The following is a 24,121-nucleotide window of genomic DNA, read 5'->3' on the forward strand; positions in this document are numbered from 1 at the left end:
AAGGAGCTTGATGCTCCTTTATTTTTTGTTAGTATCAGCCCTGCTCTAATAAGCGCTCTTTCAATAGAGGCAGCTTTCACAAAACTAGTTCTAAAAAACTTCTGGTTTCAATAAACTTTGGCTCCAATAAACTTAAGGTTACTACCGCTAGATATGTCACAAACACACGCGCAATACCTACATGAGATGGGCATTAGCCAATGGGAACTAAGTCACCCAGAGCGTTTAGCAGGTTATGAATCTGAATTGACTCCGCTCTCGAGCGATTGCAAGTTACTGTTGGTTTCGCCTGAAAAACCTCAGGAAGATCTCGCCGTGATGTTTGAGCGAGTACTCAAAAGTATCAAGCTCGACTTATCTCAGGCTTTACACCTTCAACCGCAACACTTGTCTACTGTGGATTTAGGTTCGGTTGAGTGGATATGGTTTGCTGGTTGTGAGTCGGCTCAAGAGCTGAAGGCTAAAACACTTCAATCGCCATTACTGTCTGACATTAACGGTAACAACCAACACCGCCGCGACTTATGGCAACAAATTTGTGCTTATGACTAATCAATTTTTACCGACTTCACAACAACACCTAGACGCCATTTGGAAGATAGAGCAGGCCGCGCATTCTCACCCTTGGTCTGAAAATATGATCCGAGATCTTGATAGCCGAGGCGCTTGTCATCATGTCCTTGAAGTTGATGGACAAGTGGTGGGCTATTTCTTCGCTCAAAATATTGTTGGTGAAGTGACGCTGCTTAATATTGCGGTAGACCCAAGCAAGCAAGGCAAAGGTTATGGTAAGGCACTAACTGAACATTTCCTTGATATATGTGAACAAGCTGATGCTGAAAGCGCTTGGCTGGAAGTTCGCGAAAGTAATGTGAACGCGTTTAATCTTTACGAAAAGGCAGGCTTCAACGAAGTTGATCGCCGTCGTAATTACTATCCAACTAAACAAGGCAACGAAGATGCCATCATTATGAGCTATCTTTTTATGTCTTTTAGCTAGTCATGTTACGTCTTTTCGCTAACTAGATAGCTAATCACAAAATTAGCCAAAAAATAGGGTGTAAACTGACCCTTTAGAAAGTGATACGCTTTCTGTATAATCCGCACACAGAATTCAAGGGCAAGTATTATCTACTTGCCCTTTTTACGCTTTAGATCAGCAAAGGGCGACTATGTCTTTCCAACAAGAAGTGAGCAAACGTAGAACGTTTGCGATTATCTCTCACCCGGATGCGGGTAAAACCACGATTACTGAAAAAGTTCTTTTATTCGGAAACGCGATTCAAAAAGCGGGTACCGTAAAAGGCCGTGGCTCTAACCAGCACGCTAAATCTGACTGGATGGAGATGGAAAAAGAACGTGGTATCTCGGTAACTACGTCGGTAATGCAATTCCCATACAATGATTGCCTAGTAAACCTACTCGATACTCCAGGACACGAAGATTTCTCGGAAGATACGTACCGTACGCTAACAGCGGTTGATTCTTGTTTGATGGTTATCGATGCTGCTAAAGGTGTCGAAGACCGTACTCGTAAGCTGATGGAAGTAACACGTCTGCGTGATACTCCAATCGTAACGTTTATGAACAAACTTGACCGTGATGTTCGTGACCCGATGGAAGTGCTTGATGAAGTGGAAAGCGAGCTAGGTATGGCCTGTGCTCCAATCTCATGGCCAATTGGTTGCGGTAAAGAGTTTAAAGGTGTTTACCACATTCACCGTGATGAAACGATCTTGTATGAATCTGGCCACGGCCACGAGATCCAAGAAGTTCGTATCATCAAAGGTCTAGATAACCCTGAGCTAGATGAAGCAGTAGGTGCTGATCTTGCGGAAAGCGTACGTGAAGAGCTAGAGCTTGTTATCGGTGCTTGTCCTGAGTTTGACCATGAATTATTCCTAGCGGGTGAACTAACGCCGGTTTACTTCGGTACTGCATTGGGTAACTTTGGTGTTGACCACATGCTTGATGGTCTAACGAAATGGGCTCCAGCACCTCAAACGCGTCAAGCGAACGAGCGTGATGTTGAAGCGACAGAAGAGAAGTTCTCTGGTTTCGTATTTAAGATCCAAGCAAACATGGACCCTAAACACCGTGACCGTATCGCATTCATGCGTATCGTTTCGGGTACTTACAACCAAGGTATGAAGATGAACCATGTTCGTACAGGCAAGAGTGTAAGTATCTCTGATGCGGTAACCTTTATGGCGGGTGACCGTGCACGTGCTGAAAAAGCATACGCGGGTGATATTATCGGTCTACATAACCACGGTACTATCCAGATTGGTGATACCTTCACTCAAGGTGAGAGCCTGAAGTTCGCTGGTATCCCTAACTTCGCACCTGAGCTATTCCGTCGTATTCGCCTGCGCGATCCACTTAAGCAGAAGCAACTTCTAAAAGGCTTAGTTCAGCTTTCAGAAGAGGGCGCAGTACAAGTATTCCGTCCTATGCAAAACAACGACCTGATCGTTGGTGCGGTTGGTGTGCTTCAGTTCGACGTGGTTGTAGCGCGCTTGAAAGCGGAATACAACGTAGAAGCTATCTACGAAGGTGTTAACGTTGCAACAGCTCGCTGGGTTGAATGTGATGACGCTAAGAAACTAGAAGAATTCAAACGTAAGAACCAATCTAACCTTGCGCTAGATGGCGGTGACAACCTGTCTTACATCGCACCAACTATGGTGAACTTGAACCTAGCTTCTGAACGTTTCCCTGAAGTTCAATTCCGAGCGACGCGCGAGCACTAATTTCTCCGCGATCTATTAGAGTTAAACAAAAACGTCTATTGTTCTGCAATAGGCGTTTTTTAATGCGTTTTATTTAAGGTTTAAAGGCTGAGACTTGAGGTAAGTATGTTGGGTTGGATAAAAACTTGGGTTAAAAGATACGATAAGTGGTGTGAAGAGCTTGGGTTAACGCCTGAGAACAAGCGCAGTTGTGTTGCTTATCGCCGTGATCCTCAAGGGCAGAAAGCTGAGAGTGGGAAAGATGACACAGCAAACAAGTGATTTTCCGCTATTTGATACACATTGCCACGCAGACTTTGAGGCGTTTGAGCAAGGTTTTACCCATGAGCTGAGCATTGAGGGATATATCAAAGAGGCAAAACAGGCTCAAGTTGAGAAGTTACTCATCCCTTCTATCGGTCAAAATAACTGGCATAAGCTTGAGAAAATTGCGCAATCTCACCCCAATGTTTACTACGCATTAGGCTTTCATCCTTACTTTTTAGAGCAAGCGGATGAGATGCAATTTGAAGAACTTCACCAACTACTCGCATCAAAAACACGTCAGTGTGTGGCCATTGGTGAGTGTGGGTTGGACTTTTTTGTGGATGTGGAACAGGAGAAACAAGAGCGCTTTTTCATCCAACAAATGGAACTTGCCAAGGCGTTTGAGCTGCCTTTAATCATCCATGAGAGGAAGTCTTATAACCGACTTATCGAGCTAATAAAGCAGCATAAGTTCACCTTAGGTGGTGTGATTCACGGCTTTTCAGGGAGTGAACAGCAAGCTTTAGCGTGGATCAAGCTCGGTTTCTATATTGGCGTCGGTGGAACGATAACTTACCCAAGAGCGCAAAAAACACGCACAACCATGGCAAAATTGCCCCTTGAATGTCTGGTATTGGAAACGGATGCTCCGGACATGCCCATGTATGGAAACCAAGGAAATGTTAATCATTCCAAATATTTAGTTACGATCTTAAATGAACTTTTTTTGCTTAGAAAAGAGCCAAAGCAATCGATTGCAGCGCAAATTTGGCAAAATAGCCATCGCGCATTCGGTATATGTGAATGAAATCGAAGGTTTTTGTTTATCGTTTGCGTAAATTGCACTGAGCTTGTGATTTGGGTCACATTTGCGTGTGAATGGTACATGAATCTTCTACGAAAGTGTGAGGACGGCATTACTTTATTAGTGGTCGCATGAGTATAATTGCCTCCGCTTTATAGCCCCATTTTGTAACACGCCAATAAATAACTAATAAGGAAGTCATAAACTATGAGCCTGTTTATGAGCCTAGTCGGAATGGTTGCACTGATCGCAATCGCAGTACTACTATCTGACAACCGCAAAGCTATTAATCTAAGAACAGTGGGTGGCGCTTTCGCTATCCAATTCGCACTTGGTGCATTCGTACTTTACATCCCTTGGGGTCGTGATCTACTTGCAGGTTTCTCTGCTGGTGTAGCAAACGTGATCGACTACGGTAAAGACGGTACTGGTTTCCTATTCGGCAGCCTAGTTAACTTCTCAGTTGACGGTATCGGTTTCATCTTTGCTTTCCAAGTACTACCAACTCTGATTTTCTTCTCTGCACTTATCTCTGTACTTTACTACATTGGTGTTATGCAAATTGTAATCAAAGTTCTTGGTGGTGGTCTTCAGAAAGCTCTAGGTACTTCTCGCGCCGAGTCTATGTCTGCAGCAGCAAACATCTTCGTTGGTCAAACTGAAGCACCTCTAGTTGTTCGTCCATTTGTTCCTAAAATGACTAACTCTGAACTATTCGCAGTAATGTGTGGTGGTTTGGCTTCTGTAGCTGGTGGTGTACTAGCAGGTTACGCATCTATGGGTGTACCTCTAGAGTACCTAGTTGCAGCGTCATTCATGGCAGCACCTGGTGGTCTACTATTCGCTAAAATCATCAAGCCTGAAACAGATACGCCAGACGACAACATCGCTGACGAAATGGACGGTGGCGATGACAAACCAGCTAACGTTATCGACGCAGCAGCAGGTGGCGCATCAGTTGGTCTACAACTAGCACTTAACGTTGGTGCAATGCTACTAGCATTCATCGGTCTAATTGCTCTAATCAACGGTATCCTAGGTGGCATCGGTGGTTGGTTCGGTATGGAAAACCTAACTCTAGAACTTCTTCTAGGTTGGATCTTCGCACCGCTAGCATTCATCATTGGTGTTCCATGGGAAGAAGCAACTATCGCTGGTTCTTTCATTGGTCAGAAGACAGTTGTTAACGAATTCGTTGCATACCTAAACTTCGTACCATACGTTGGTGAAAACGCTCAAGTTGTTGCAGCAACTGGTCAAGTGATGTCTGAGAAGACTCAAGCTATCATCGCATTCGCACTATGTGGTTTCGCAAACCTTTCTTCAATTGCGATTCTTCTAGGTGGTCTAGGTGGTATTGCACCAAGCCGTCGCCACGACATCGCACGTATGGGTGTTAAAGCGGTAATTGCTGGTACTCTATCTAACCTGATGGCAGCAACAATTGCTGGCTTCTTCCTGTCTTTCTAATTAGTTAGAAATCGATATATAGACGCCATAATAATATCGCCCCGTAGCAAGAAATTGCTGCGGGGCTTTTTTGTTTTTAGGCCTGCCGTTTTTAGTATATGCACGCGCTTATGCTTAGATTCGATGTAGGGTCTAGAATGTTTTTTTGAGATACAAACCGTTTGCGTTCTAAGGAGCACTACAATTTATTGATGGATACCTATAATGTATAAGCTAAAGGGATAGGATGTCTCTGTTGGCAAGAAAGTAACCTCGAAATCAACTCGAACGTTATTCTTCTGGGATTAAGCCAAAATTAGCGATACGCTATAGATGTTAGACACAACATGACTGATTTGTTGTGCCATAGACCAAACTGGTACTGTGCGGTGACAAGGATTGCAATTGGTAGCGAAAGTTATCAAGTCTTCAGGGAACCAAGTCCGTTCATTTGTGGCTACTGAGCATTACTAAAATATCCATCTATACTGGATGGAGGGCGAAGTAGTTAACTATTTGAATATATTGATCGGAGATAGAAATGAGCGATTTAAAAGCAGCAGCTCTACGTGCACTTAAACTTATGGACCTAACTACGCTAAATGACGACGATACTACTGAAAAAGTAGTGGCGCTTTGTCATGACGCGAAGACTGCAGTAGGCAACACCGCTGCAATCTGTATTTACCCTCGCTTTATCCCAGCAGCTAAGAAAGCGTTGCGTGAGCAAGGTACTCCAGAAGTACGCATTGCGACTGTAACTAACTTCCCTCATGGTAATGACGACATCGAAATTGCTGTTGCAGAAACAAAAGCAGCGGTAGCGTACGGCGCAGACGAAGTTGACGTAGTATTCCCATACCGTGCTCTTATTGCTGGCAACGAAGAAGTTGGCTTTGAGCTAGTTAAACAGTGTAAAGCAGCTTGTGGTGACATCACGCTTAAAGTGATCATCGAAACAGGTGAACTGAAAGAAGAAGCACTAATCAAGAAAGCTTCTCAAATCTGTATCGAAGCAGGTGCAGACTTCATCAAAACTTCAACAGGTAAAGTGCCAGTAAACGCGACTCCAGAGTACGCGCGCATGATGCTTGAAGTTATTCGTGACATGGGTGTTGCTAAAACAGTTGGTTTCAAACCAGCTGGTGGCGTACGTACTGCTGAAGATGCAGCACTATACCTAGCAATGGCTGATGAGCTACTAGGCGCTGAGTGGGCAGACAACATGCACTACCGTTTTGGTGCTTCAAGCCTACTAACTAACCTTCTTAATACATTAGAAGTGACAGACCAGACTGCTGATCCAGCAGCATACTAATTTACTCGTCATATTTGACACCGCAGCGTTGTTGACTGCGTAAGTTCCTCCTAATCACATAGAGCCTCTATGCTCATAGGAATGAACTCACTGGTCGCCTAACTGCAACGCCAAATATTTAGAGTATTGAACATAATAAGTCTGTTTGATGGAGTGGCGTCAAGCCACTCCATATTACCTCTTTTCCCTACAAACCATACTCACTAGAGTTTGGGAGGCACTAATGTATCTACCTCAAGAAATTATTCGCAGAAAACGTGACGGTGAAGTCCTAACAGCTGAAGAAATTAACTTCTTCATTCAAGGTGTGGCTAAGAACACGGTTTCTGAAGGCCAAATTGCCGCATTCGCAATGGCTATCTTTTTTAATGAAATGACGATGCCAGAACGTATCGCACTAACGTGTGCAATGCGTGATTCAGGCATGGTGATTGACTGGAGCCACATGAACTTTGATGGCCCAATCGTTGATAAACACTCTACTGGTGGTGTTGGCGACGTTACTTCTCTGATGCTTGGCCCAATGGTGGCAGCATGTGGCGGTTTCGTTCCAATGATCTCTGGTCGTGGTTTAGGCCACACTGGCGGTACGCTAGACAAGCTGGAATCTATTCCGGGTTACAACATTACACCAACCAACGATGTGTTCGGTGAAGTAACGAAAGATGCTGGCGTGGCTATCATCGGTCAAACAGGCGATCTAGCTCCTGCTGACAAGCGTGTTTACGCAACTCGTGATATCACAGCAACAGTCGATAACATCTCGCTGATCACGGCTTCAATCCTATCTAAGAAACTGGCTGCGGGCCTTGATTCTCTAGTGATGGATGTAAAAGTAGGTTCAGGCGCATTCATGCCGACTTACGAAGCATCTGAAGAGCTAGCGAAATCTATCGTTGCAGTAGCAAACGGTGCGGGTACTAAAACAACAGCAATCCTAACGGACATGAACCAAGTGCTGGCTTCTTCAGCGGGTAACGCAGTAGAAGTTCGTGAAGCGGTTCAGTTCCTAACGGGTGAATACCGTAACCCTCGCTTGTTAGAGATCACTCTAGCATCGTGTGCTGAAATGCTGGTGCTCGGTAACCTAGCTAAAGACTCAGACGAAGCGCGCGAAAAACTGATGGCAGTACTGGATAACGGTAAGGCAGCAGAGTGCTTCGGTAAAATGGTAGCGGGCCTTGGTGGTCCAGTTGATTTCGTAATGAACTACGATAACTACCTAGAAAAAGCAGACATTATTAAGCCAGTGTACGCGTTAGAAAGCGGTGTGGTATCAGCAATGGATACTCGTGCAATTGGTATGGCTGTGGTTGGTATGGGCGGCGGTCGTCGTGTAGCAACTGACAGCATTGATTACGCAGTCGGTTTTGATCACTTCATTCGCCTAGGTGAAGTAGCAAGTGAAGATAAGCCATTAGCAATGATTCATGCTCGTAACGAACAACAGTGGCAAGAAGCTGCAACAGCATTACAAAATGCAATCACTGTGGGCGGAGAATATACAGCAACGCCAGACGTTTACCGTCAGATTCGTTCTGAAGACGTGTAAATAACCGTTATCGGTATGCCTCGCGTATACCGATAAACAGAGTTCTGGTGCAAAGAGCAATAAGTTGGTGAAGAAAATGAAAAGAGCATTTATTTTAGTTTTAGATTCATTCGGTATCGGTGAAACAGCGGATGCAGACAAATTTGGTGATGTAGGTTCTGACACTATGGGCCACATCGCAGATCATTGTGACCAAGGTCTTGCAGACAATGCAGATCGTAAAGGTTCACTGACATTGCCAAACCTGTCTAAGCTAGGTCTAGCGATGGCTCACAAAGAGTCTACAGGTCGCTTTGCTCCTGGTATGGATGCAGACGCTGAGATCATTGGCGCTTACGGTCACGCTGCTGAGCTGTCTTCTGGTAAAGACACGCCATCAGGTCACTGGGAAATTGCGGGTGTTCCTGTACTGTTTGACTGGGGCTACTTCACCGACAAAGAGAACAGCTTTCCAAAAGAACTGACTGACCGCATCCTTGAGCGTGCAGGCCTGTCTGGTTTCTTAGGTAACTGCCACTCATCTGGCACGGAAATCCTAGATAACCTAGGTGAAGAGCATATGAAGACTGGCTTGCCTATCTTCTATACTTCTGCAGATTCTGTTTTCCAGATCGCTTGTCACGAAGAGACATTCGGCCTGCAAAACCTATTAGACCTTTGTCAGATTGCTCGTGAAGAGCTAGAAGACTACAACATTGGTCGTGTTATCGCTCGTCCGTTCATTGGCCCAGGTAAAGGTCAATTCGAACGTACTGGTAACCGTCGTGATCTTTCTGTTGAGCCACCTGCAGCCACCATTCTTCAGAAGTTGGTTGATGAGAAGGGCGGTAACGTTCACTCAATCGGCAAGATCTCTGATATCTACGCGGGTTGTGGCATCACTCAGAAAACCAAAGCAACAGGTATTCCTGCGCTATTTGAAGCAACCAAAGAAGCGATCAATGAAGCAGGCGACAACACTATCGTGTTCACTAACTTCGTTGATTTCGACTCAGCTTACGGCCACCGCCGTGATGTTGCTGGTTATGCAGCGGCACTTGAGTACTTCGATGGTCGCATCAATGAAATCATCGATATGATGAAAGAAGATGATGTGCTTATCCTAACGGCTGACCACGGTTGTGATCCAACATGGCCAGGTACAGACCATACTCGTGAGCACATCCCTGTGATTGTTTACGGTCAGAAGGTTCCAGCCGGTTCTTTAGGCCGTCGCGATACGTTCGCTGATATCGGTCAAAGCTTAGCGTCATACTTTGGTACATCGCCAATGGGACACGGTACAAGCTTTCTATAATAGTTAACGAAGAGAGAGGGAAACCTCTCTCTTCTTTTTTTGTTTTGAGATTAAGGATATTTTCAATGGCTACTCCACATATTAATGCTGAAATGGGTGATTTCGCTGACGTAGTTTTAATGCCAGGTGACCCGCTACGTGCTAAATACATCGCTGAAACCTTCTTAGAAGAAGTGGTTCAAGTGTGCGACGTTCGCAACATGTTTGGTTACACCGGTACTTACAAAGGTCGTAAGGTTTCGGTAATGGGACACGGTATGGGCATTCCATCTTGTTCTATTTACGCGACTGAGCTGATCAAAGACTTTGGTGTGAAGAAGATCATTCGTGTGGGCAGTTGTGGTGCAGTGAGCGAAGATATCAAAGTGCGTGATGTGGTGATCGGTATGGGCGCATGTACTGACTCTAAAGTGAACCGTATTCGCTTTAAAGATCATGACTTTGCGGCTATTGCGGATTACAAAATGGTGCGCGCGGCAGAAGATGCAGCCAAAGCTCTCGGTGTCGGCGTAAAAGTCGGTAACCTGTTCTCGGCTGAGCTGTTCTACACGCCAGATCCAGAGATGTTCGAAGTAATGGACAAATACGGCATTGTTGGCGTAGAGATGGAAGCGGCTGGCATCTATGGTGTATGTGCTGAATACGGCGCAAAAGCTCTAACGATCTGTACTGTTTCTGACCACATCAAGACTGGTGAGCAAACGACATCAGATGAACGTCAAACGACTTTCAACGACATGATGGTTATCGCACTAGACTCAGTGTTGCTTGGTGACCAAGAATAATCTTGATTTGTCTTAGCTTGATAAGTTAACAGATAACAAAAAGCCCCGTTGCTGCCTGAGCGTCGGGGCTTTTTATTGGATTGCTGTACTTATTCTGAGTCTAGTATTTATTGTCAGCCTAGTGTGTTTATGAGCTTACATTTTTCAATAGTAAGTTCTCACCAGACTTAGTTGGTCTTCTGCGAATCAGCATGATGAACAACACGCCACTCACAAACCCCATCAACACCATACCGATCATGTAGCGATCACTTTTACGGTAGTGGTGATCAGAAATCGCCGTCATCTTCCCGGTTTCAAAAGTCACTCGAATAAAGCCGATGATCGTCTTCTCTGGTGAATAAATAGGTTCAACTAATTGTTGTCTGCCGATACTTGCTGTTGAAAGTGGCGTATCTAAGCCAAGAACCTCACGTACCGAGAGGGCTTTTTCGCTCGAAGCCAGTCGAATACCCTCTGCATCATAGATGGTGGTATCGAACACCAGTCGGTCTTGAGATAGCTGGTTAGTCAGATCAAGCAATCGCTCTTGGTCTTGTTGCGTGATCATCTTGCTGGCTGAAAGTGATGCCTGAGAGATAAGCAGCTTGGTAAGAGTTTCCAACTGTTTTGCTTGGATCTTCTCGTTACCTTTACTGATCACGACCGTATTTTTAATCGTTACAACGAACATGGTAGCCAACAAAATGAGGGCTAGCATTCGTAAAGCGTTACGTATTGAGAACAATGATTCATTCATGTTTCACGAAGCCTGAAATAAACAAATGTTATGATTAAGACATATTGAGACTTGCGTTTTCAAATTGCAATAGGTTAACGTTTAGCATAGTTAATTAGGAATCATACACATGGACGCTCAGAAATATCTGCCGATAAAAAGGCATACGACATTATTAACTCGACTCCCCGAGACTCGTTTCGCTTCTCAACTCGCTAAATCCAAGGCCAATTGGATTGTGTTTGGTGAGTACCTATCTCCACAATCTTTCGATGACATCGACTTTTTCACTGGCACTTACAACACCATCCTCGATACGTGGAAGGTTGGGCATTATGAAGTGGCTTTGATGTCAGGCAATCTAACGCCAGCACACGAAGAAATCCTCCAAGCGCTAAAGCTTGATTATGCTTGCCTTAGCGAGGTCCCAGACTTATCTAAGCCAGGTTTGATCGTGATGGATATGGATTCCACAGCGATTCAAATTGAATGCATTGATGAGATTGCCAAGCTAGCTGGAGTGGGAGAGTTAGTCTCTGAAATCACAGAACGAGCGATGCAAGGCGAGCTCGACTTTGAACAGAGCCTGCGCCAACGAGTAGGAGCACTGAAAGGTGCGGATGAGTCGATATTAGAGCAAGTGCGTCAGTCATTGCCATTCATGCCAGACTTGGTCGGGCTGGTGAATACTCTAAGTAAGCTTGGCTGGAAAACAGCGATTGCATCAGGCGGTTTTACTTACTTCTCTGACTACCTGAAAGATACCCTTGATCTAGACCATGCTCAATCAAACACGCTTGAGATCGTTAACGGTAAGTTGACGGGTGAAGTCTTAGGCGATGTTGTTTCGGCGCAGACCAAAGCGGATATCTTGGTAGAGTTGGCTGAAGAGTACGAATTGGAACTACATAATACCGTTGCCGTTGGTGATGGTGCCAATGACTTGGTGATGATGGGCTCTGCAGGTTTAGGCATTGCCTACCACGCAAAACCAAAAGTAGAGCAGCAAGCTCAAACTGCTGTTCGTTACGCAGGTTTAGGTGGTGTGCTGTGTATCTTGTCGGGTGTATTGGCTAAGCAACAGAAGATCAGCTGGCAAGCGAAACCTTAGGGGCTCTACCTAAGTGCTATTGGCTATGTATCTTATTTAGCAATAGTGGCTCAGACACAAAAAAAGCAGGCTATCAGCCTGCTTTTTCAATTTTCATGCTTAAGTTAATACGCCACTCGAGGCTAGCGTGTTAGCTCCAATCGAATCAGCACTTCATCGGTAATGTCCTCTATCTCGCCATAACCGATAAACGCCGTCACCTCATTCTCTAGCTTCTTAGCTTGATGCATACTGATGCGTGAAAGCTCTTCTAAATCCGACTGGAATAAACTCGTTAGCGGATTAAAGATAGGTGCCGTGGTGACTCGCAATACATACACATCACCTAAGTGCTGCGCTTTCTTGATGAATAAGATGCGTTCCTTTGCTGAGGCGAAGTCTTTGACCAACTTGGTGTGTACCGAATGGATTTTGTCGCCAAACTTCACTGCAGCAATGTACACGTCATGATGCTTAGGCTCCGCACCTTCAATTCTTTTTAGTGGCTCAGCCAACAGTGAGTTGGTGTGACCCTTGAAGATTGGCTCGAGTGAGAACTTTTGGTTGTGACCAAGTTTAGCAAGTAACGTTAGATGCTTATTCAGTGGGAAATTCACACCAATGATCTTACAGCGCAGCGTTGAACTTGGCTTATCAATGAATATTGGGTTACTGACCATCTTGCTCAACAAAATGTTGTGCAGTGATTCGAGTAGCGAATGTGTTGGCAGTATCTCTTGCTTCTTAATCAGCTTACTTTGGTTTTGATCGATAAGCCCATTAAGGAAAGCGATGGTACGCATTGTCTTGGCGTTCTCGGCAATAACCAACTGCACGTTGCGACCATTCGGACTCACTCGAATTACGTGGTAAGGCACTGTGCTCAGTGGCAGGTTCTTGTCATAGAGCTGCAGTTCATTGAAGTTCACTAATACCGGATCATTAATCTTGAGTACCATTGGGTGTTCAAGGCTAATGCTCAGTCCACGCTTCGAAATATCTAAGGTGTGTCCGTTCGCCGCTGCGCCATCTTGTGATGTAAGTTGCAACGGTGACTTAAATTGGTATCTCGGCTCTTTACGACGAGTCTGAGAGTCAAAGTAGATGCTTTGAATATTGCCGACGACAGTACGCGGGTGACGGAAGCGGTTCAATTCACTGCTTGGAATGCGTGGCTTTTCACTCAGAAGATAGTCCGCCGCACTTTCGTGATCGCCAATCTCTTGCAAGATTCCGCAATGCGTCAGTTGAGCTGAGCTTTGAGCCAGCGTATCCGAGTGTTTAGCTAATGCTTGTCGCTCAGTGTCTGAAAGTTCGAAAACCGAGAACTTGAACGCCTTCCAACTTTTACGTTTGCCACCGATGTGCCAGAACAGCTGTCTTTGTTCACGAGAGGCTTCAGGCAGCATCATTGAATAGAACAAGGTCTTGTTTTGGTGTTCATGGGTAAAAGAGTAGATAACGTTACTGGTTCCCTTCACTCCTGGTTTCGCCAACAGGTTCATACGTTGCTCGTTGAACAGGGTACCCAGCGCTTGTTGATTTCGTTCGTCGTGCCAATATTGCCATAATGGATGGTTGTTATCCGTCAGTAGGGCAAGCTTTAGTTCGCTGCCGCTGAAAAACAGGGGTAGGTTACAAGTATGCTTTAGATAGGTATGTTCGATTCCTCGAGTACGAGTTCGAATAATCCTATCTTGATTCTCATGGCTGGTTTTCTTACTGGTGCTATTTAAAGACTCATCGAGTAAGCGAGCCACAATATTGTTGTCGCTTACCTTGATGGTTCTTAGAAATTTGACCGCGTTGTTCTCATAAGATTCGTCGATACCCAAAACACGAAATTCAACCGCTTGGTTAACATCGTTTTCTTGGGACTTTTCGATAAGCTCTGAGAACTTAACGCTGATGATCTCGCCGAGGTTGTATCGAAAGGCGCTCGGTACTTTGAACTTTGCACCCGACGGGGAGATATCAACCGTTACACCATGTAGGCTTTGCCCTTTCGATGTGGTGATCTCGACCTGCGAGCTAATCTTGAGTCTGTTCTCTTGGCGTTTTAAGTCGTAACCTAGGTTAATAGCTTCCGCTTCGTACGGGCTATTGGCGCTAGTAATGTCGTGGTTACCTTGAGAAGATGTTTTAACAACGCTCAGAGGCTGAGTTCGCGGAGTCATTACTAACTCCCATGCGCCTTCTGTGTAACCTTTAAACTTTTTCGTACCACGTTGATATGCGTTTAAAGCGATATCATCGAGCCAGTGCTTACGGCCGTCTAACGTGAACTGACGACATTCATTATCAATGCGCCCACGTAAATCAATGCTCTTTGTACACGGAGCCATGATACGATTCAGTTCCATTTTAACCAGCAGTTTTAGAGACGGAGATTCGCCTTCTGTCATTTGAGAAAGAAGGAATTCGAAATCTTCGGCGTGGTAGGCCGGGATAAGACGTTCTGCTACAGATAGAATTTCAGATTGCTGCATACTTTTCTTGTTAGAATGGACGGTGCATTTATGTTATCGACTAGTTTAAATCGATCTTTAAGTATAAGTGGTATGACTGCAACGTTTATTTTCACCCGTACGGTCAAATAAGTCACAAATTGACAACATCATTGTGTAACTGAGTAAATTATTGAGGTTTTATGGCTAAGGCAAAACGAGCTTATGTGTGTAATGACTGTGGTGCTGACTTTCCACGTTGGCAGGGGCAGTGCAACGCATGTGGTGCTTGGAACACGATTACAGAAGTTAGGTTAGCCGCTTCACCTCAAGTAGCGCGCAATGAAAGATTATCTGGTTATGCAGGTGCAGTAACAGAATCGAGCGTTCAGACATTATCTGAAATTAATCTACAAGAAGTACCACGCTTTAGTAGTGGCTTCAAAGAACTCGATCGCGTACTCGGTGGTGGTGTTGTCCCTGGGGCTGCGATCCTGATTGGTGGTAACCCGGGTGCCGGTAAATCAACGCTGCTATTACAAACCATGTGTCAGCTTTCTTCTCAATTACCGACTCTCTATGTAACCGGGGAAGAATCTCTGCAACAAGTCGCGATGCGTGCGTCTCGACTTGGATTGCCAAAAGAGCACCTAAAGATGCTCTCAGAAACGAACGTGGATAAGATTTGTCAGGTTGCAGAAAAAGAACAACCTAAGATCATGGTTATCGACTCGATCCAAGTTATGCACGTTGCGGATGTTCAATCTTCTCCGGGCAGTGTTGCACAGGTTCGTGAATCGGCAACCGCATTAACGCGCTACGCAAAACAGAATAACGTTGCTGTGTTCTTAGTTGGACACGTAACTAAAGACGGCACCTTAGCAGGGCCAAAAGTACTTGAGCACATTATTGACTGTTCTGTTTTATTAGATGGCGGAACCGATAGCCGTTTTAGAACGCTACGCAGCCACAAAAACCGTTTTGGTGCAGTGAATGAACTGGGTGTGTTTGCGATGACAGGCCAAGGGCTAAAAGAAGTCAGCAACCCATCCGCTATCTTCTTGTCTCGTGGTGAAGAAGAAACCTCGGGCAGTTCTGTCATGGTGGTGTGGGAAGGGACGCGTCCACTTCTTGTCGAAATCCAAGCGCTGGTGGATTATTCACAGCTGGCTAACCCACGTCGCGTCGCTGTCGGCCTAGAGCAAAACAGGCTTTCTTTGTTATTAGCGGTGCTGCATAAACACGGCGGCTTACAAATGGCTGACCAAGATGTGTTTGTGAATGTCGTCGGTGGTGTTAAAGTAACCGAAACCAGTGCTGATCTTGCGTTGGTGATGGCTCTACTTTCTAGTTTCAGAGACCGCGCATTACCAAAAGATGTGGTGGTATTTGGAGAAGTAGGCCTAGCGGGTGAGATTCGACCTGTACCGAGCGGACAAGAGCGTTTAAATGAAGCATTTAAACACGGCTTTAAGAAAGCGATTGTACCGGCGGCTAACATGCCTAAAGGTGGCATTCCAGGAATGCAGATCCACGGTGTGAAAAAATTATCGGAAGCAATTAATGCTTTTGATGAGTTGTAATTGAACTCACTTCAGCTACTCTATACAGCAGCAATTCAGCCTAACCTTAACGCCGATTAGGCTTTAGGTTAGCACTATAATTAACAATCATTTAGATTGTTACTACTGAGTGCCTTTTTCTATATGTTAGAAAAAGGCAAAGTTTTTTAGTCCCAAATGCATGCAAAGCTATCAGTCTTCACAGATTGTGATATACTCTGCGCGCATTTTATATCCTATTAACAGAGTAAGACAATGGCAGATTTATCGAAATACAGAAACATTGGTATTTTCGCGCACGTTGATGCGGGTAAAACAACTACCACTGAGCGTATCCTTAAGCTAACTGGTCAAATCCACAAGACTGGTGAAGTACATGATGGCGAATCAACGACTGACTTCATGGAACAGGAAGCTGAGCGCGGTATTACTATCCAATCAGCAGCTGTAAGCTGTTTTTGGAACGATCACCGTCTAAACGTTATCGATACTCCTGGACACGTTGACTTCACAGTTGAAGTATACCGTTCTCTTAAAGTTCTTGATGGCGGTATCGGTGTATTCTGTGGTTCTGGTGGTGTTGAACCTCAATCAGAAACTAACTGGCGCTACGCTAACGAATCAGAAGTATCTCGTCTGATCTTCGTTAACAAACTAGACCGTATGGGTGCAGACTTCTACAACGTTGTTGACCAAGTTAAAAACGTTCTAGGTGCAACTCCTCTAGTAATGGTTCTACCAATCGGCCGTGAAGACGAGTTCGTTGGTGTTGTAGACCTACTAAGCCGTAAAGCATACGTTTGGGATGACACTGGTCTTCCTGAAAACTACGAAATCAAAGATGTTCCAGCGGACATGGTTGATGACGTTGAGCAATACCGTGAAGAGCTAATCGAAACTGCTGTAGAGCAAGACGATGACCTAATGGAAGCTTACATGGAAGGTGAAGAGCCTTCTATTGAAGACGTTAAGCGTTGTATCCGTAAAGGTACTCGTGATATCGCATTCTTCCCAACGTTCTGTGGTTCTGCGTTCAAGAACAAAGGTATGCAACTTATCCTTGATGCTGTAGTAGATTACCTACCAGCACCAACTGAAGTTGACCCTCAGCCTCTAATGGATGAGAACGGTGAAGAAACTGGCGAACACGCTATCGTTTCTACAGATGAGACTTTCAAAGCGCTTGCATTCAAAATCATGGATGACCGCTTCGGTGCTCTAACTTTCGTTCGTATTTACTCTGGTAAACTGAACAAAGGTGACACGATTCTTAACTCATTCACTGGCAAGACTGAACGTGTTGGCCGTATGGTTGAGATGCAAGCTGATGACCGTAACGAACTAACTAGCGCACAAGCTGGTGACATCATTGCGATCGTTGGTATGAAGAACGTGCAAACTGGTCACACTCTATGTGATCCTAAGCACCAAGTAACGCTTGAGCCAATGGTATTCCCAACTCCAGTAATCTCAATCGCTGTATCTCCAAAAGATAAAGGCGGTTCTGAGAAAATGGGTATCGCTATCGGTAAAATGGTTGCAGAAGATCCATCTTTCCAAGTTGAGACTGACGAAGAGACTGGCGAAACTATCCTGAAAGGTATGGGTGAACTTCACCTAGACATCAAGGTAGATATCCTTAAGCGTACATACGGCGTTGACCTAACTGTAGGTGCTCCTCAAGTTGCTTACCGTGAAACTATCACTCAAGCAATTGAAGATAGCTACACGCACAAGAAGCAATCTGGTGGTTCTGGTCAATTCGGTAAGATCGATTACCGTATCAAACCAGGCGAAGCAGGTTCTGGCTTCAAGTTCAACTCTGTAGTTGTGGGCGGTAACGTTCCTAAAGAATTCTGGCCTGCAGTTGAGAAAGGCTTCGCATCTATGATGGAAAACGGCGTACTAGCTGGCTTCCCAACTCTAGACGTTGAAGTTGAACTTTTCGATGGTGGTTTCCACGCAGTCGATTCATCTGCTATCGCATTTGAAATCGCAGCGAAAGGCGCATTCCGTCAATCTATGCCTAAAGCTGGCGCGCAACTTCTTGAGCCAATCATGAACGTTGACGTGTTCACTCCAGACGATCACGTTGGTGATGTTATCGGTGACCTTAACCGTCGTCGTGGCATGATCAAAGATCAACAAGCTGGCGTTACTGGTGTTCGTATTAAAGCTGACGTACCTCTTTCTGAGATGTTCGGCTACATCGGTCACCTACGTACTATCACTTCTGGTCGTGGCCAATTCTCTATGGAATTCGCACAATACGCACCATGTCCAACTAACGTTGCTGACGAAGTGATTGCAAAAGTTAAAGCAGAAAAAGAAGCTGGTAAGTAATTAGCCCTTTTCTCAATTAGCTAAAAAAGCCCCGCAAGTGAAAGCTTGCGGGGCTTTTTATTTTCAACAAAACTAATTCTGCTCTCTTATCTTAAGTGCTTATATCCAAAAACTTAAAGTTACAGTGATGCATTAATTTCTTTTCATAGGATAGTGGTAGAGCCATATACGGTGTTCGTTAATATTTTTAGCTGTCCACTGACTAAACCGTAGGTTTCTTCATCACGTGTATCTATGGCATAGCTTTAACTTCAACCGTTATCGTATCTTGATATTTACCAGCTCTCGCAAAGTCTATGTTACCTAGCATTACTTCAAGGGGGAGCCCCCAACGCTTGGTTTCATCATTGTTTGAGAAGGTATAAACTGACTTCCGGTTTACCAAAGCATTATTAAATCGCAACGTATATGGGATCGAGATATTGGGTTCCGACTTCTGCTTTAACTCTCCATATTTTTGCTTTACAACTAACCTTACATTCGAGTTTGAAAGAAGATCAAAATCAGAACGGTAGGTGCGGTTAGATTCAAGATCACCAAGTTGGAAGCGATAACCTGAGCTCCCTGAACGTTGAACGTGTGGCGCATTTGGCACTGAGTTGAAAGCTACAAACGCTGGGACTTTGAGTTTAACTTTGGCATTTTTGGTCTCTTGCTTTCTATCTAAGGAAATAGAGGCTTCAAGAAGTCCGTTATAGTTACCAGATGCTGCTACTTTAGCTTCTGGTACCTTTATCCAAAACTTCGTCCTTTGGCTATTATCCAGAGGTAGTTGAAAACCTTTGCTAGGAAAGTGACTCAATTGACGGAAGTTCTTGTCCAGAATAGTAAGGGGCAAATTCGTTCCAATTGAACTTAAGTAGCTAGATTGTTTATTGTTGACCGATACTATGGCCATTGGGAATCGACAGTTCTGAATATCACGTGACAACTCTAAATAAACAGGAATATAAGCGCCTAAATCTCGCTTAAATTCAACATTGCTTCTGTCGATGTTTAGCATCCACTTGCCATTGCATTCGGCGGCCCAAATTGGTTGAGATAACATGGCTAAACCGAACACTGAGATCTTTAGAAAGTGTTTCATGGTTTATCCCTCTTTAATAAGTAAAGTTGGTAGATAAATCAGGTTGTCATTGATTTCTGGGACGTTCAATTTTGTTGGGCTAAAGCCATCTATGACGATGGTGTAGTTGCCCGGTGCAACGCCTTCCACAACGAACCTGCCTGATCGATTAGTGAAAAATTCATACGTTTTCTGTTGTCCAACCAACTGACCTTGGAAGAGCTTTAATGGTTTTTCTTGTCCGATCTCAATTTTACCAATGATGGTTTTCGATGCTGCCGATCCGATTTTTATTAGATGGCCTGTTTGTGATCCTGGCGTAATGCTGTACTCGTGGTCGCCAAAGTCATAACCTATCGGTGCGTCTGGCACATCAATGTAGATACTGGACAATTGGTGCCCTCCAGACAACTGAACGGCATTACTAATAGTATAGGTAGATATTGCTTCTGCAGGATCATCTGCAACCGCATTAATTTCTACATCAGCATCTAACGAGTTATGAACGGCAATAATTGCCACTGGACCATTGATGGGACGTGACCAAGCTAAGTTACCGTCAGCCAGGGTAAGCGCTGTACTTGCTCGTAAAGAAGCGGTTTGGTAGTTTGCTGAGTTATCAAATGCTAGGTGAGAAACCTTAGCATCTGTGATAAAACGGTTTGCCACATAATTACCCTCGAAAGAGTAAGTTTGAGAGTCGCTCTCGCCTTCAGCAGTCATCGCATAGCCATAACTGCCCGTATAGTCCTCTGATGGGCGTTGAAATTGAGCTCGATAGGTATCTGGTTCGTTGGAGTAGGATATATTTGCATTGTATTCTCCATTGTCAGAGTTCCAGTCCCAATCTGCTGAAAAAGTAAAACGGGTTTCGTCAATGTTTTCATTTGGGTTATCTTCTTTCTCTATACCAGCAGAGAGTGATATATTATAAAATTGCCAAGCAACTTCAGTAGAAGCCTGCCATTGCACTTCAGCCTCTTCAAAATCACGATAGTCACCGCTCAGGATTAAACTAAGGTTATCCGTAATACTGAAAACGTAGTTTGAAAAGACACGAAGTCCAGTACTCGCATCTGCAATCTGCCAGGGTAGTGCAAAATAATTATCCTGGTATTCACTACCAAGGCGAAAGTTTGGGGAGCCATAACTGTCTGTTCCCCATAGTTGATGGGAATAATCTAAGCTGTAGATGCTACCTGTATCGTTATTGGGCTTGTTGTTTTGTGCTGAAGCTCTAACGCCTAAATTCCCCCAATCAGAACCTATTGTTGCAATCACGCCTAGTTGCTGTCCTTCAGGGTGATACAAAGCGTTTGCACCGGCTGTTAAGGTATCGCTAATACCATAGTCATAATAACCAGAAGTTACCCATTGCTCGTCGTCATACTTAAAGTTGTTATCTTCAATCGTCGACGTTAAACCAGAGTAGAATCCAAAATCTGAAATACCTTCGCGTAACAAACGCGAGTTAAAGAACTGGCTATAAACGATGGTATCGGTTCGACCTGATTGATAACTAATATCCAACCGAACATCATTGGTACCAGAAACGAGAGGCAAGTCGTCTAGTGTATATCGACCTGGAGGTAAGCGAATTTCAGTGAGAAAAACGTCGTTAATATAGACTTCTATATCAGCACTCTCATTCAGTACCAGTGGTTGAGTTCCGCCATTTTGGATATTCCGGGTAGGTTGTAAGTCTTGGTACAAACGTTCAAAAGCAAGTCCACCGAGAGGTGTACTAGGAAGGTGTCCGGCACTTGCTTGGGTTACATCGCCAAAGGTAAGTCGAAAAGGGGTTGTCGGTTCATCGAAGAAAAGACGAGCTTCGCCACGATAGACGTCAGAGTTGATATCGTTACCACCAGTAACAAAACCGGAAATGTCAATATTAGCGCCTCGAACGCCGCCAATATTGGTTTTTAATAACCATTCACCAAGCCACGTTTGGGTGTCCTCTGTATTAGAGTCGTTAAACAAGGAGTAGTCAGTACTGGCATTTAATGTATTTTGCATTGTCCAAAAAGCGCTTTCTGAGTATTGGGCGGGTTCATATTTGCTACCAAACGAAAGCAAAAACTCAGCAGCAGCGGTTTCATCAATAACTAGGTTAATATTTTGATCGGAGGAATTGAAGGTTGCACTGATACCCATATGGTTCAGTTGTTCTATCGTAATGTACTCTTCGGAGAAATTTCGTAGCGCCACCAATGTCTCAGGGTTGATCAGCTTTTCAGTTGCCTGCACAAGCTGTTCTACGTTAATGGATCCAACAGTCATACCATCAGAATACGCATTTACTTCGCCGATAGTGTTTTCCCCCCAAGTTACTGGGAATGGGAACAACCAACTTTGCGCGAGCGCGGTTTGTATAACAGTAATGAGAGTGAGACATAAAATGAGATTTTTCATGAAAACCTCACTAGTCTATTGTTTTAACAGAAACTTTCTCTGGCTGCCCTAATTCACTTGGTAAGGTGTACTTGACGGTTGTTCCTGGCATTAAGTAAGCGCTTGTCTTTTTACTTAATACTTCCCAATCGACCGTTTTGTTTGCTTTGTCACCAGAGAAGCTGAACTCCATACCATTCATGTTCAGTACTCGTTTGCCATCGTTACGGATAGCAACCTGGCGATTTTGGAGTGTAGTAGTTGGAATTGATTTACTGGATGTGGGAGAGACAAAAACCAAAGTCGCAAACTCTAATAACATGGAAATAGAACTGTCGTCATCTTCCTCAATTTGATTTTCTAGTTCAATTTGCGAAAAGACGATACGGTAGGTGACGGTTTGTTTTATAGGTCCTGTTGGCATGTAACGTACGCGGAAAGTCTGAGATTTTTGCCCGTCAATTTTAGCTTGAGGTGGAAGGACGAGAAACTCATCTTCCGATGGTGTTAAAATTTCTTCGCCAGTAGAAAAATCAGTTTGATAGACATTTACTTCTAAGAGGATTGGTTCTTCTTCCACATTAGTCACTTTATACAAGCCTTGTGCATTTCGACCAACATCATCAAGTTCTAGATAGATTGGGCTGACTTCGTACGCGAAAAGGGCTGAGCTGAACAATAAAGAAAATAGAAGAGTTATAATCCTAGTCATTGATATTTCTCCATAAAATAAACTTGGCTCGAGAACCGAGCCAAGTTTCTTGCCTAAAAGACATTATCCATAAAGCGTCATTCGGTTATTAGCTTGCTGGACCTGCTGCAGCAAGACTCACTTTGATTTTACCTTTATATTTACCTGCTCGTGCAAAGCCTGAATCTTCAGGTTGTACATAAATTGGATGCTTGTTGATTTTGTTCACCAAGTGTTCGCCCAATGATGGAATTGGCGACGCCGTTACCTCCATGCCATGGTCGTTTTCGGTGTTCGCCACCGTATCTGAACCAATTTTCACTGCGTAGTTAATTTTTTCACTCATATTGTGCTTGGTTACGCCGTTTAGCTGGTAAGCTGTTACTGAAAACTCCAAATCAGTTCCGTAGTTACACCATGCACGCAAGTTACCTACCAAAACTTCCTTATTGTTGAAGCCATTGGACCATGAATCCTCGTGCACTTTGTTCGCTTTGCGTAGAACGTTATTCTTCACATCTTTCTTACCTATTCGCAGTAGACAGCGTTTTGGAACTCGGCCTTCAATTCGAATCGTTTTTTGGTCCGTGTTACTCAGTGTCGTAAAGTCCACAGCATTATTAAATTGAACCGCAGAAGCGCCAAAAGAAAGTGAAGCGGCTGCTACAGCAGTAGCAAGAAGTAACTTTTTCATAACTCAATCCCTCGTTAGTTAAGATGCATATCTGTGCATCGCCTCTAAAGACTACGAGGGAACGGTTAGTCAAACCTCATCACATGGAGTGAAAAATATCGTTTGCATAGGGTGAGTTTAGAATGAGTTTTGTCATAATTCATTTTTCTTTTGATTTAACCTTGTTGCTACCTAGTTAGCGCTTTTTACTTGAGCAAGAAGTTCATATCTCGATCGTAAGTTTAATTTACGAAGTAAGTTTGATGAGTGAGTTTTCACTGTATTGATACTGACGTGCTGCTGAGATGCAATCTGAGAGTTTGAAAGCCCCTTTAGCATCAATGTGCAGGTATCCCTTTCCTTTTTAGTTAACTCTTTGTAATTGATTATATTTTCGCAAGCTGATTCATAATTAGGCTCATTGCTTTGATAGGAAGAAACCAGCTTATTTAACACTGACCTTGGGAACCATATATCTTCTTGATAAACAGATAAAATTGCTTTCGATATAAACTCAAAGTGCTGACCGACTTGCCCTGAAAAGCCTTGCTCTAGCCATACTGTAGAGGTATTGTCATTCACATTGACTGCTAACCAAAATTCGTTTCGTTCATGTAGGATAAATCCGTATCTTTTGGGGCATGGCATTGTTTGAATATCAAATAAAACAACCGTTTCAGGTTCGAGTTTCGGTACTTGCACAAAGCATTGGGAATGAGTGATTTGCGCGCTAGGAATAGATACCGAAAGTAGGTCTTTTATCACCCTATAGTATGAATTATTGCGGGTAAGGACATGAATGTCTAACGCGAGTTCAGAATCAACTTCCATGATTGACCTCTCTATTTACTCATACACAAAATCTTTATTAATCGCTAGGTTAATGGGGAGTTATCCCACTGTCTCTGGTTCAATAATATTAGTATTGATTG

At 44.0% G+C, this 24,121-nt stretch carries 20 protein-coding genes; 13 read left to right on the plus strand and 7 right to left on the minus strand.

What is annotated here, in order from left to right:
• The first annotated feature begins 153 nt into the window (after window positions 1-153).
• The 10 genes from AB4209_RS03845 (at window position 154) to deoD (ending at window position 10,205) form a co-directional block, all read left to right on the plus strand.
• On the plus strand, window positions 154-552 hold the full coding sequence (locus AB4209_RS03845) for a DNA polymerase III subunit psi (RefSeq protein ID WP_017063280.1): 399 nt from the start codon (window positions 154-156) through the stop codon (window positions 550-552).
• The gene (gene rimI, locus AB4209_RS03850; RefSeq protein WP_017059243.1) at window positions 545-1,000 is read left to right on the plus strand and encodes a ribosomal protein S18-alanine N-acetyltransferase; all 456 of its coding nucleotides are present in this window, start codon (window positions 545-547) and stop codon (window positions 998-1,000) included. Before AB4209_RS03845 ends, rimI begins: the two co-directional genes overlap by 8 nt.
• A gap of 172 nt (window positions 1,001-1,172) precedes the next feature.
• Window positions 1,173-2,753, plus strand: a complete 1,581-nt coding sequence (prfC, locus tag AB4209_RS03855; RefSeq protein WP_017059244.1) for a peptide chain release factor 3 — start codon at window positions 1,173-1,175, stop codon at window positions 2,751-2,753.
• A gap of 105 nt (window positions 2,754-2,858) precedes the next feature.
• Entirely contained in the window at window positions 2,859-3,014 is a 156-nt protein-coding gene (locus tag AB4209_RS03860; protein ID WP_372054883.1) for a hypothetical protein, read from the plus strand.
• Window positions 2,995-3,807 (plus strand): TatD family hydrolase, encoded by an 813-nt coding sequence (locus tag AB4209_RS03865; RefSeq protein WP_372054885.1) that lies wholly within the window; start codon window positions 2,995-2,997, stop codon window positions 3,805-3,807. The genes AB4209_RS03860 and AB4209_RS03865 overlap by 20 nt, the downstream gene beginning before the upstream one ends.
• Window positions 3,808-4,011: 204 nt before the next feature.
• Window positions 4,012-5,274: a NupC/NupG family nucleoside CNT transporter gene (locus tag AB4209_RS03870; RefSeq protein ID WP_017058833.1), complete on the plus strand. Its 1,263-nt coding sequence runs from the start codon at window positions 4,012-4,014 to the stop codon at window positions 5,272-5,274.
• A gap of 520 nt (window positions 5,275-5,794) precedes the next feature.
• Window positions 5,795-6,571 (plus strand): deoxyribose-phosphate aldolase, encoded by a 777-nt coding sequence (gene deoC, locus AB4209_RS03875; RefSeq protein WP_010436196.1) that lies wholly within the window; start codon window positions 5,795-5,797, stop codon window positions 6,569-6,571.
• Window positions 6,572-6,794: 223 nt separating this feature from the next.
• Window positions 6,795-8,123: a thymidine phosphorylase gene (deoA, locus tag AB4209_RS03880; protein ID WP_017063283.1), complete on the plus strand. Its 1,329-nt coding sequence runs from the start codon at window positions 6,795-6,797 to the stop codon at window positions 8,121-8,123.
• A gap of 76 nt (window positions 8,124-8,199) precedes the next feature.
• Window positions 8,200-9,420 (plus strand): phosphopentomutase, encoded by a 1,221-nt coding sequence (locus tag AB4209_RS03885; protein WP_017068223.1) that lies wholly within the window; start codon window positions 8,200-8,202, stop codon window positions 9,418-9,420.
• 65 nt (window positions 9,421-9,485) lie between these two features.
• Entirely contained in the window at window positions 9,486-10,205 is a 720-nt protein-coding gene (gene deoD / locus AB4209_RS03890) for a purine-nucleoside phosphorylase (protein ID WP_017063285.1), read from the plus strand.
• Window positions 10,206-10,332: 127 nt separating this feature from the next.
• Here deoD and AB4209_RS03895 read toward each other — a convergent pair whose 3' ends face one another.
• Window positions 10,333-10,944 (minus strand): YtjB family periplasmic protein, encoded by a 612-nt coding sequence (locus AB4209_RS03895; protein WP_076655999.1) that lies wholly within the window; start codon window positions 10,942-10,944, stop codon window positions 10,333-10,335.
• Between the two features lie 109 nt (window positions 10,945-11,053).
• On the opposite strand from AB4209_RS03895, the gene serB reads away from it, so the two are divergent.
• The gene (gene serB, locus AB4209_RS03900) at window positions 11,054-12,034 is read left to right on the plus strand and encodes a phosphoserine phosphatase (RefSeq protein WP_372054888.1); all 981 of its coding nucleotides are present in this window, start codon (window positions 11,054-11,056) and stop codon (window positions 12,032-12,034) included.
• Between the two features lie 122 nt (window positions 12,035-12,156).
• Here serB and AB4209_RS03905 read toward each other — a convergent pair whose 3' ends face one another.
• Window positions 12,157-14,502 carry a PilZ domain-containing protein gene (locus AB4209_RS03905; protein ID WP_372054890.1) on the minus strand — a complete coding sequence of 782 codons (2,346 nt, stop codon included), beginning with the start codon at window positions 14,500-14,502 and terminating at the stop codon, window positions 12,157-12,159.
• 161 nt (window positions 14,503-14,663) lie between these two features.
• Here AB4209_RS03905 and radA point away from each other — a divergent pair, with 161 nt between their 5' ends.
• Window positions 14,664-16,043 (plus strand): DNA repair protein RadA, encoded by a 1,380-nt coding sequence (radA, locus tag AB4209_RS03910; protein WP_017058826.1) that lies wholly within the window; start codon window positions 14,664-14,666, stop codon window positions 16,041-16,043.
• 234 nt (window positions 16,044-16,277) lie between these two features.
• A complete protein-coding gene (gene fusA, locus AB4209_RS03915) occupies window positions 16,278-18,365 on the plus strand; it encodes an elongation factor G (RefSeq protein ID WP_017058825.1) in 2,088 nt (695 codons plus the stop codon).
• A gap of 232 nt (window positions 18,366-18,597) precedes the next feature.
• On the opposite strand, the gene AB4209_RS03920 is transcribed toward fusA, so the two are convergent.
• From AB4209_RS03920 to AB4209_RS03940, 5 genes are all read right to left on the minus strand, one after another.
• On the minus strand, window positions 18,598-19,452 hold the full coding sequence (locus AB4209_RS03920; protein WP_102319911.1) for a hypothetical protein: 855 nt from the start codon (window positions 19,450-19,452) through the stop codon (window positions 18,598-18,600).
• A 3-nt stretch (window positions 19,453-19,455) separates the two neighbouring features.
• The gene (locus tag AB4209_RS03925) at window positions 19,456-21,846 is read right to left on the minus strand and encodes a fimbria/pilus outer membrane usher protein (RefSeq protein WP_372054892.1); all 2,391 of its coding nucleotides are present in this window, start codon (window positions 21,844-21,846) and stop codon (window positions 19,456-19,458) included.
• Between the two features lie 10 nt (window positions 21,847-21,856).
• Complete coding sequence (locus tag AB4209_RS03930; protein ID WP_102319913.1) at window positions 21,857-22,537, minus strand: molecular chaperone; 681 nt, start codon at window positions 22,535-22,537, stop codon at window positions 21,857-21,859.
• An 88-nt stretch (window positions 22,538-22,625) separates the two neighbouring features.
• Window positions 22,626-23,210, minus strand: coding sequence for a hypothetical protein (locus AB4209_RS03935; protein WP_372054894.1), 585 nt, complete (start codon window positions 23,208-23,210; stop codon window positions 22,626-22,628).
• Between the two features lie 171 nt (window positions 23,211-23,381).
• A complete protein-coding gene (locus AB4209_RS03940) occupies window positions 23,382-24,020 on the minus strand; it encodes a response regulator transcription factor (protein ID WP_372054896.1) in 639 nt (212 codons plus the stop codon).
• Window positions 24,021-24,121 lie beyond the last annotated feature (101 nt).

This window comes from Vibrio sp. 10N.286.48.C11 (genome assembly GCF_041469805.1).
Classification (GTDB): Bacteria; Pseudomonadota; Gammaproteobacteria; order Enterobacterales; family Vibrionaceae; genus Vibrio; species Vibrio crassostreae_C.

What these genes read in the sequence shown, in the direction of transcription:
- deoA (WP_017063283.1), top strand. Translation starts at nt 6,795, where the DNA reads ATGTATCTACCTCAAGAAATTATTCGCAGAAAACGTGACGGTGAAGTC.
- AB4209_RS03905 (WP_372054890.1), bottom strand. Translation starts at nt 14,502, where the DNA reads ATGCAGCAATCTGAAATTCTATCTGTAGCAGAACGTCTTATCCCGGCC.
- AB4209_RS03870 (WP_017058833.1), top strand. Translation starts at nt 4,012, where the DNA reads ATGAGCCTGTTTATGAGCCTAGTCGGAATGGTTGCACTGATCGCAATC.
- AB4209_RS03925 (WP_372054892.1), bottom strand. Translation starts at nt 21,846, where the DNA reads ATGAAAAATCTCATTTTATGTCTCACTCTCATTACTGTTATACAAACC.
- AB4209_RS03940 (WP_372054896.1), bottom strand. Translation starts at nt 24,020, where the DNA reads ATGGAAGTTGATTCTGAACTCGCGTTAGACATTCATGTCCTTACCCGC.
- radA (WP_017058826.1), top strand. Translation starts at nt 14,664, where the DNA reads ATGGCTAAGGCAAAACGAGCTTATGTGTGTAATGACTGTGGTGCTGAC.
- rimI (WP_017059243.1), top strand. Translation starts at nt 545, where the DNA reads ATGACTAATCAATTTTTACCGACTTCACAACAACACCTAGACGCCATT.
- deoD (WP_017063285.1), top strand. Translation starts at nt 9,486, where the DNA reads ATGGCTACTCCACATATTAATGCTGAAATGGGTGATTTCGCTGACGTA.
- serB (WP_372054888.1), top strand. Translation starts at nt 11,054, where the DNA reads ATGGACGCTCAGAAATATCTGCCGATAAAAAGGCATACGACATTATTA.
- AB4209_RS03865 (WP_372054885.1), top strand. Translation starts at nt 2,995, where the DNA reads ATGACACAGCAAACAAGTGATTTTCCGCTATTTGATACACATTGCCAC.
- AB4209_RS03935 (WP_372054894.1), bottom strand. Translation starts at nt 23,210, where the DNA reads ATGAAAAAGTTACTTCTTGCTACTGCTGTAGCAGCCGCTTCACTTTCT.
- fusA (WP_017058825.1), top strand. Translation starts at nt 16,278, where the DNA reads ATGGCAGATTTATCGAAATACAGAAACATTGGTATTTTCGCGCACGTT.
- AB4209_RS03860 (WP_372054883.1), top strand. Translation starts at nt 2,859, where the DNA reads ATGTTGGGTTGGATAAAAACTTGGGTTAAAAGATACGATAAGTGGTGT.
- AB4209_RS03920 (WP_102319911.1), bottom strand. Translation starts at nt 19,452, where the DNA reads ATGAAACACTTTCTAAAGATCTCAGTGTTCGGTTTAGCCATGTTATCT.
- deoC (WP_010436196.1), top strand. Translation starts at nt 5,795, where the DNA reads ATGAGCGATTTAAAAGCAGCAGCTCTACGTGCACTTAAACTTATGGAC.
- AB4209_RS03895 (WP_076655999.1), bottom strand. Translation starts at nt 10,944, where the DNA reads ATGAATGAATCATTGTTCTCAATACGTAACGCTTTACGAATGCTAGCC.
- prfC (WP_017059244.1), top strand. Translation starts at nt 1,173, where the DNA reads ATGTCTTTCCAACAAGAAGTGAGCAAACGTAGAACGTTTGCGATTATC.
- AB4209_RS03845 (WP_017063280.1), top strand. Translation starts at nt 154, where the DNA reads ATGTCACAAACACACGCGCAATACCTACATGAGATGGGCATTAGCCAA.
- AB4209_RS03930 (WP_102319913.1), bottom strand. Translation starts at nt 22,537, where the DNA reads ATGACTAGGATTATAACTCTTCTATTTTCTTTATTGTTCAGCTCAGCC.
- AB4209_RS03885 (WP_017068223.1), top strand. Translation starts at nt 8,200, where the DNA reads ATGAAAAGAGCATTTATTTTAGTTTTAGATTCATTCGGTATCGGTGAA.